Raw genomic sequence first — 8257 nt, forward strand, 5'->3', positions numbered from 1 at the left:
ACCGCGGCCTCGGCGTCGTCGGCGGGCGGCGGTCGGACCGCCGCTTGCGGACGGCCAGGTACTCGATCACGCGCTCCTTGACGTCGTCGAGGCCGGCGTGGTCGGCGTCCAGCACCTCGCGCGCGCCCGCGATGTCGTAGGCGTCCTCGGTGCGCTCGTTCCACGGGATGTCGAGGACGGTGTCGAGCCAGGTGCGGATCCAGCCGCCCTCGGGCGAGGCGTCGGACGACCGCTCCAGCTTGTCGACCTCCTTGAGCGCGGCCTCGCGGACCTTCTCGGGGAGGTCGGCGGCCTCGATGCGGGCGCGGTAGTCGTCCTCCTCGCCCGCCGGGTCGCCGTTCAGCTCGTTGAGCTCCTTGCGGATGGCGTCCATCTGCTGGCGTAGCAGGAACTCGCGCTGGGTCTTCTCCATGCCCTCCTGGACGTCCTTGCGGATGGTCTCCGCGACGTCCAGCTCGGCGAGGTGGTCGCGCGCCCAGCCGATGACCAGAGTGAGCCGCTCGACCGTGTCGGCGGTCTCGAGCACCTCGACCTTCTGCTCGTCGCTCAGGTACGGCGCGTAGCCCGCGTTGTCGGCCAGCTCGGACGGGTCGTCGATCTTCTGCACGACGTCCACGACCTGCCAGGCGCCGCGCTTCTGCAGGATGGCGCTGACCAGGCCCTTGTACTCCTTGGCCAGTTCGTGCGCGCGTCCGGTGGGCGCGGGGATCTCGACCTCCTGGCCCTCGACCCACAGCGCCACGCCGGGGCCGGTCGTCCCGGTGCCGATGCGGACGCGGGACACGCCGCGCACGACCGCGCCGGGCTCGCCGCCGGGCAGCCGCCCCTCCTGCTCGATGACGCCCAGGGTGCCGACGGCCGCGTACTGCCCGTTCAGCCTCGGGACCAGCAGCACGCGCGGCTTGACCGCCGAGCGGATGCCGGGGCCCTTGGCGTGCGCGACCGCCCGGGCCGCCTCGACCGCCGCGCGGACCTCGCCCTCGGAGAGGTCCAGGGGGACGACCATGCCCGGCAGAACGGCCCCGTCGTCCAGGGGCAGCACCGGCAGCGTCAGGGTCTCGCTCATGCTCTCAGCTCCAAGTCTCTAGGGAACCCGAACCCCGGAGGGTTGAGTCATCCACACTCAAGAAAACGGAGCACGAAATAATTTCCTCAGCAACGTTCGCTCTCAGCGATCAAACCCGGACCCGGCTGGGGCAGGATCGGGCTACGCGAGAAGGCCAGGCCCGCCGCCCGCCCTCCGATATCGGCCGGCGGACGCGGCGGGCCATGGGAGGAGCACGCCTGTGATCCGGCTTCCCAAGGGGTCGTGGTGGGACTGGGACGTCGTCGCCTGGAATGCTGGTGAGCTACGTCTGGGCGCAGGGCACGACCTCACGTACGCCCACGGTCTGGAACTGGTCTTCGGCGACCCGCTCTTCGTCGTCTGCCCTGCGGCGTTCCACGACCCGGTGTTCCGTGAGCCGACACTGGACGAGGTCCGGTTCGTCGCCAGGCAGGTCGGGGAGACGCCCGCCGTGCTGGTCGCCTTCGAGGCCGACGCCGGCGGGCCCGCTCCCGCCGGCGGCCTGGTCGCGGCCGAGCGGCTCGACATCGTGCAGGGAACCGTCTTCCGGTACTGGCGCGGGGATCTGGCAGCCGGAGAGCGGCTGGCCCCTTGGGTGACGCGGCTTCCCCCGGAAGAGCGGCGGTACCCGTGACCGAGTTCGAGGACACCTACCGCCATCTGCTCTCGCTCGACACGCCGCTGCGCAGGGAGTGGCTGGTGAGCCGCTGGCCGGCGGGCGTCAGCACTGTGCACTGGTGGCTCGCCTTGATCGAACGAGGCGTGGCGGACGTCCGCCGCCAACGCCTGGGATTGCCGGCTCCGGAGCCAAGGGGTGATGTGGGACTTGCCGCCTCCCTCATCGAGTGGGCGTTGGACGAGGGGTTCCCGCCGGCACATGCCGTCGGCCCCCTCGTCCAACTCGCGACGGTGTCCCTCGGCTCCGGCGACAGGATCGAGGATCTTCCCGCCGCCGTCCGGCCGGACGGCATCGCCCGGCTGGCCCTCGGCAGCGTGCCGATGAGCCGCCGGGAGGCGCTCGACCGCGCCGCGCGACTGCGCGCGATCCCGATCACCGAGGACGACTTCGTCAAGCCGGGCGAGGACATCACCGAGCGGCTCCGAGCCATCTCCCAGACCGACGACTACCGGGACTACCACCGGCTCCTCGACATCGCGCGGATGCTGGCCGACCTCACCCCCATCATTGATCTCATCAAGGACGCCGAGCTCGTGGCGCGGCTACAGGACTGGACGGCCGCCCTGCCCGACCTCGATCCCGTCCCACCGCACGTCGGCGGGGACGCCGCTGGTTGATCTCGTCAGGCGCCGACGGGCTCGGTGACGCCGCACCACCGCTGCAGGGCCGTCCCGAGCTCTTCGAGTTCGGCGGCGGCCGGTCGCGGCGACGCCGACGCCCAAGCCACGTAGCCGTCCGGCCGGACGAGAAGGGCGGTGGGCAGCGAGGCTTGAGGACGCGCGGCGATGACGTCCACGCGGCCCTCCGGCAGGACGAGCGACACCCCCAGCGATCCGTCCTCGGTCAGGTCGAGCAGCAGAGGGCGTCCGCTCCTGGCCGGCTCGGCCAGCCGGACCGGCCCGGCCGTCGTGTGCAGCTCCATGTCCGGGACGAACCGGCCGACCAGCGGATGCGCTTCGGTCCCGCCCATGTCGTAGCGGACGTCCGCGCCCGCGAGGAGTCCGGCGAGCCGCCGCACGGTGCTCTCGTCAGCGAGCAGTTCGGCGAACAGCTCGCGCAGCCCGGTGACGTCGCCGCCCGGGGCGATCAGGGCCGACTGCGCCTGCGCGTTCATCACCATCCGGCTCGCCGCCGCCCGCCGCTCCGTCTCGTAGCTGTCCAGCAGTCCGGACGGTGCGCCGCCGCTCAGCACGGCCGCGAGCTTCCAACCGAGGTTGACCGCGTCCTGCAAGCCGAGGTTGAGCCCGGGCCCTCCGCCGGTGGCGGAGTACACGTGGGCGGCGTCGCCGATCAGGAAGACCCGGCCGTCGCGGAACCGCTCGGCGACCCGGGTGTTGCCGCCGGTCAGCCGGCGCAGCACGCGCGGCCCTTCACCGCCGGGAGGGACGAGCGGCACCTCGACGCCGAGCACGCGGCGGATGCTCTCCCGCAACTCCTCCAGGCTCATCGGGACGTCCGTCTCGGGCTGGTCCCATTCGGTGGTGCTCACCAGCGGCGGGTGGCCGGGCATCGGCGCGTACGAGAACCCGCCGTGCTCCGTCCGGTGCGGCAGGAACGGCAGGACAGGGCCGTGACCAGGGATGTCGAGCGCACCGGTCGCGGGGTCGACCCATTCCGCCGGGACCGTCGCGTGGGCCGTCCGGACGGTCATCCGGTTATAGGTGACGCCGGGGAACCCGATCCCGGAGAGCTTGCGCGTGATGCTGTGCGCCCCGTCCGCGCCTACGAGATACCGGGCCTGGAGACGGTACTCCCCGTGCGGGCCCGCGACGTCGAGGGTGACGGCGTCGTCGTCCTGCGAGAAGCCGACGACCTCATGCCCCCGCCGGATCTCCACGCCGAGTTCGACCGCGCGCTCTTCCAGCACTTGGACGATGCGTCGCTGCGGCACCGGCAGGGCGTAGACGGGGCTGTCCTCCAGGAGGCCGAGGTTGAGGCCCATCGCGCCGAACATGAAGTATCCGGAGTTGGGCTGCGGCGCTTCCCGGCTTCCGCTGAGCCGCTCGTAGAGGCCGCGGTGGTCGAGCATCCTCACGACCTGGCCGAGCAGGCCGTTCGCCTTCGGTTCCGTGCTCGGCTCCGGCAGCCGCTCCAGGACGACCGGCCGGGCCCCGGCCAGGCTCAGCTCGCAGGCCAGCATCAGCCCGTTCGGACCGCCGCCCGCGATGACGACATCAGTGACCACGTTGCCTCCTCGATGACACGCCTCTAAGGTACTGAACGTACCCTAGAGGCGCTCAAGCCGAGATGGCAACGGCAGGCATAAAGTACTCAGCGTCCCCTCTGAGGGATCGCCGGCCCCGGTCAGCCCCCGTCGGGGTTCTCCAGGCGGAAGAAGTTGCTCTGCGCGCCGTCCTTCTTGTGCTCCTGGTAGATGAAGTTGAGCTCGCGTTCGTCGAAGGTGCGGAACCAGTCGTCCCAGGAGATGTGTTCGAGGCTCTCGCCGCTGTAGCCGGGGAAGTCCATGAGCAGGCGGCCCGGCCGCCCCTCGTACTCGCTGCCGGGGACGGTGGCGGGCTCCGCCTTGCGCTCCCGGGCCCAGTTCCTGATCGTCTCGTGGTCGGTCGTGACCAGGCTGCGGCCGGCGCGTTCCTCGTGCTCGTCCGGCGAGGTCACGTGCTGCTCGTACTGGTGCTCGCCCTGGACCGGGCGGTCAGCCGGGGACATGATCGGCTCCTTCCGTCGTCCTTCGCTCTCCCTGGCCCGTGCCCCTGACCTGGGCCTTAAGCGCGCGAACGGGTCCGGAATCCGGCTTCAGCCCCAGTTCCCGTCCATGGCCGGGGAAAGCGGGAGTCAATGGGAGGATGCGGACGTGCTTAGCAATGCTGTCCACGGAACGGTGGAGCGGATGAGGGCCCGGCTCGTGGCCGCCGCCGAGGCTCCCCTTGATCCCGGAACGGCCGATGGTCCGCAGGTGGCGTACCGGTTCCTGGTACAGCGCGGAGACACCGAGCTGGCGGTCGTCCCCCTGAACGGCTCGCAGCCGGCCGTCCGGTTCCCCGCCCCCTGGCCCCGGGGGTACGGGTCGGTCGCGGTCTCTCCGAGCGGAGACGTCGCCGTGTTCGCCGGAGTGCACGCGCTGCGCGCCGTGGACGCACGCGGAGCCGTGCTCTGGGAGCACCGGCACGGATGCTGGTCGGCCGCCCTGTGCGCCGAGCGGCACGCCTCGTTCGCCGAGTACGCGGACGACGACGACCACGCGCGGGCCGACAGCGGATCGGCCGCCTTCTCGGCGGACGGCAAGCACCTCTGGGCGCATGTCCGGAACCACGACCCGGACGACGTGCGCGAGGAATGGCTGGTCCTCGATCCCGCTGACGGCACCGTGCTGGGACGAGCCGATACGGGGACGGTGGGATCGGCCTCCTTCCACCTCCCCCACCCCGATCCGTCCCGCATGGGCATGAGCGTCGGCGAAGGAGAGGAGACCTCGCCCGTTCTATGGGGGCACTGGGACGGGTCGGAGCTGAGCGTGCGGAAGTTCGTCGACGAGGTGCTCCTGGACATCAGCCCGTCCGGGCGGGAGTTCCTGACCACCGACACAGGCCAGTGGGACCTCTACCTGACCGGGCTTCCGGACGGCCGGGAGCTGCGCCGCCTGGGCCACGACACACTCCCGGCAGAGCTCCTCCACGACGGTGAGCAGCGCGTCCGGTGGGAGTACGCGGGCGCGCTCCCGTACGAGGGCCTCGCCGTCGCCGCAACCGAGCACTCCGGGGACGACCCGTGCCACTGGCTGGTCGATCTGCGTGCCATGGCCGTCCGCGGACGGATCGCCTACCCGTCCTCCGTCGCCGGCTCCCCGCTACCGGCCGGACCGGGCGCCTGGTGCACGTTGTCCGGCGACCGCGGCGGCGTCCGGTTGTGGAGCCTGCCGGACGCCTGAACGGCGCCGACCAGCCGCTCTGTCCGGAGCCGGAACGCGGGTGCGGGCCGTTCGATCCGCCCCTGTAGCGTCCTCCCCATGCGTGCGCGTGCGAGGCGGACGCACCGGACACCTCCGACTGAGAGGAACGGCATGGAACTCCTGGACCGGCTGCCCGAAGAAGCCCGCGAACGCGCGGGGAAGCGGCTGCGTGAGAACCGGATCGCCTGGTTGACGACCGTGCGCCCGAACGGCCAGCCGGTCAGTGTCGTCGTCTGGTTCCTGCTGCGCGAGGACGGGACGATCCTCCTTTACAGCCAGCCGGGCAAGGAGAAGCTGCGCAACATCGAGAAGAACCCGAGGATCAGCCTGGCGCTGGACGAGACCGAAACGGGGCACAACGTCGTCCGCTTGGAGGGCACCGCCGTGGCCGCACCCGGCCACGCGTCCGCCGACCAGGTCCCGGAGTACCGCGCGAAGTACGCCGAGCTCATCGAGACGATCTTCCAGACGCCGGAGCGCTTCGCGGCGCAGTTCTCCGAGCCGGTCGTCATCACGCCGACGCGCCTGCACGCATGACCGGCGACGTCTTCGCGGGGCTCACGACCGCGCACGTGGCCGACGCGTGCGTCCGGGCGGACGTCCCCGTGCGCTGCGGCCCCGCCGGAACCCGTTCCGTCCTCCCGGCCGCGTCCGGCGCGGCGGACTCCCCCGGGCGCGTCACCGGCCGCGCCCTCCCGGCACGTCACGTGGGCAGCGTGGACGTCTTCCTGGAGGCGTTCGAGCAGGCCGAGCCGGGCGACGTCCTCGTCGTGGACAACGGCGGACGGCTCGACGAGGCGTGCGTGGGCGACCTGGTCGTCCTGGAGGCGAGGGCGGCGGGCCTGGCCGGGATCGTGATCTGGGGCCTGCACCGCGACACCGCCGACATCCGCGCGATCGGGCTGCCGGTGTTCAGCCTCGGCTCGATCCCGTCGGGACCGCTGGGCGTGACCGCGCGTCCGCCGGAGGCCCTGGTGTCCGCGCGCGTCGGCGAGTGGACGGTGACCCGCGACGACACGGTGTTCGCGGACGACGACGGCGTCCTGTTCGTGCCGTCCGCCCGGGTGGACGAGCTCGCCGCGCTCGCCCGGGGCATCCGCGACACCGAACGCGGCCAGGCCGAACGCGTCCGCGCGGGCGAGTCCCTGCGCGACCAGCTCGCGTTCGCGGCCTTCCTCAAGGCCCGCGAGGACGACCCGGCCCTCACCTTCCGCCGCCACCTCCGCCGCCTGGGCGGCGCGATCGAGGAGTAGGCACCGCCCCGGTCCGGCCGCTCCGACCACCCGTCCGGCCGGACCGGGGAACGCTCCTGCCGGACGTCCGGGACATCGGCTGAAAACGGCTTGCCCCGCGAGGGCGGGGGACGGTTAGCGTTCGGGTGTGGATGAGATTCTGCGTGGTGAGCGGGTCGTCCTGCGTCCGGCGGACGAAGGGGACGTTCCGGCGCTGGCGGCGATCCGGCGCAGGCCGGAGGTCTTCCGGTGGTGGCGGGGCGGCGACGACATGGAGAAGGCCGTCCTGGAGGACCTCGCCGAGGACGGCGGGCACCACTACGTGATCGTCCACGACGGCCGGACCGTCGGCTGGATCCAGTGGCAGGCCGAGGAGGAGCCCGACTACCGGCACGCCGGCATCGACATCTACCTCGATCCCGACCTGCACGGACGCGGCCTCGGCACCGAGGCCGTCCGGACGCTCGCCCGGCACGTCGTCCGCGACCACGGCCACCACCGGATCACGATCGACCCGGCGGCGGACAACGCGGCCGCGATCCGCTCGTACACCAAGGCCGGGTTCCGGCCGGTGGGGATCCTGCGGAAGGCCGAGCGCGGCAACGACGGCACCTGGCACGACAGCCTCCTCATGGACCTGCTCGCCGAGGAGCTCGACGGCACCGAGTAGCGGGGCGGGGGGCATCCGGACGCGCTCACGCTCCGTCAGGCGGTTGAACCTTCCCGCATTTTCGGGGCGCGTCCGGTCAAACCCGCAGGTCGGCGGGAGGAACTTTCTTGACCTCGGTTTACGGGAGCATGATCGCGGGGTACCTCTCGCATCGAGTTCGTGACAGTGCGTGACGGTGAAGGTCAACGGCCCCCCAAGGCCCGCCTCCCGTCCTGCGACCGGGGAGGGTCCACATGCGGGACACCGCGAGGACGAGGAGGGCCACCTTCGCCCCGCCGTCCCGGCCCCTCCCCGGTTCCGCGCCGTCCGGACCCCTCGTGAGCTCCCTGCCCGGCCCGGTCGGTACGGCCGAGGATGTTCCCGGTCCGCCGGTCCGCACGACGCCCCGCCCTCCCGCCCCGGCGGCGCGCGCGGTCCCGGAAGCGTTCGGCGACACACCTCGGGTCCTCGGCCGTATCGCATCGGGCCCGGCCTCCGAGGCGGCGCGCGCCGCCGGGGACCGGCAGGGGAAGGACGGTCTGCCGTCGCGAGAGCGCGGTGCGGCGGCAGACCCCGACTCGCCCGCGGCGCCGTCGTCCCCCACGGCGACCGCGGGCGTGCACACCGCCCCGGTCCGAGGGCCGCGCGCCCGCCGGACCGGCGGCTTCGCCGCACCGGCCGGCGGCCCCACCCCCACAGCCGACGGTCGCAGGGCGCCGGTGCC

General features: G+C 72.5%; 9 protein-coding genes. 6 read left to right on the forward strand and 3 right to left on the reverse strand.

The features are described 5' to 3' along the window. The coding region (locus AB0J52_RS18335; protein ID WP_500182788.1) for an LON peptidase substrate-binding domain-containing protein at positions 1-1066 on the reverse strand (1066 nt) is incomplete at its 3' end. 220 nt (positions 1067-1286) lie between these two features. Between AB0J52_RS18335 and AB0J52_RS18340 the strand changes: the two genes are divergently transcribed. Then, positions 1287-1700: a hypothetical protein gene (locus AB0J52_RS18340; protein ID WP_500182789.1), complete on the forward strand. Its 414-nt coding sequence runs from the start codon at positions 1287-1289 to the stop codon at positions 1698-1700. Continuing rightward, complete coding sequence (locus AB0J52_RS18345; RefSeq protein ID WP_500182790.1) at positions 1697-2362, forward strand: hypothetical protein; 666 nt, start codon at positions 1697-1699, stop codon at positions 2360-2362. Before AB0J52_RS18340 ends, AB0J52_RS18345 begins: the two co-directional genes overlap by 4 nt. Positions 2363-2367: 5 nt before the next feature. Here AB0J52_RS18345 and AB0J52_RS18350 read toward each other — a convergent pair whose 3' ends face one another. Beyond that, positions 2368-3930 (reverse strand): FAD-dependent oxidoreductase, encoded by a 1563-nt coding sequence (locus AB0J52_RS18350; RefSeq protein ID WP_500182791.1) that lies wholly within the window; start codon positions 3928-3930, stop codon positions 2368-2370. Between the two features lie 119 nt (positions 3931-4049). Beyond that, positions 4050-4412, reverse strand: coding sequence for a hypothetical protein (locus tag AB0J52_RS18355; protein WP_500182792.1), 363 nt, complete (start codon positions 4410-4412; stop codon positions 4050-4052). A gap of 145 nt (positions 4413-4557) precedes the next feature. On the opposite strand from AB0J52_RS18355, the gene AB0J52_RS18360 reads away from it, so the two are divergent. The 4 genes from AB0J52_RS18360 (at position 4558) to AB0J52_RS18375 (ending at position 7554) form a co-directional block, all read left to right on the forward strand. Next, complete coding sequence (locus AB0J52_RS18360; RefSeq protein ID WP_500182793.1) at positions 4558-5631, forward strand: hypothetical protein; 1074 nt, start codon at positions 4558-4560, stop codon at positions 5629-5631. Between the two features lie 132 nt (positions 5632-5763). After that, on the forward strand, positions 5764-6189 hold the full coding sequence (locus AB0J52_RS18365; protein ID WP_500182794.1) for a TIGR03667 family PPOX class F420-dependent oxidoreductase: 426 nt from the start codon (positions 5764-5766) through the stop codon (positions 6187-6189). After that, entirely contained in the window at positions 6186-6905 is a 720-nt protein-coding gene (locus AB0J52_RS18370; protein WP_500182795.1) for an RraA family protein, read from the forward strand. Before AB0J52_RS18365 ends, AB0J52_RS18370 begins: the two co-directional genes overlap by 4 nt. Before the next feature lie 136 nt (positions 6906-7041). Then, positions 7042-7554 carry a GNAT family N-acetyltransferase gene (locus AB0J52_RS18375; RefSeq protein WP_500182796.1) on the forward strand — a complete coding sequence of 171 codons (513 nt, stop codon included), beginning with the start codon at positions 7042-7044 and terminating at the stop codon, positions 7552-7554. Positions 7555-8257 lie beyond the last annotated feature (703 nt).

It is taken from the genome of Spirillospora sp. NPDC049652, assembly GCF_040675125.1.
Lineage (GTDB): Bacteria > Actinomycetota > Actinomycetes > Streptosporangiales > Streptosporangiaceae > Spirillospora.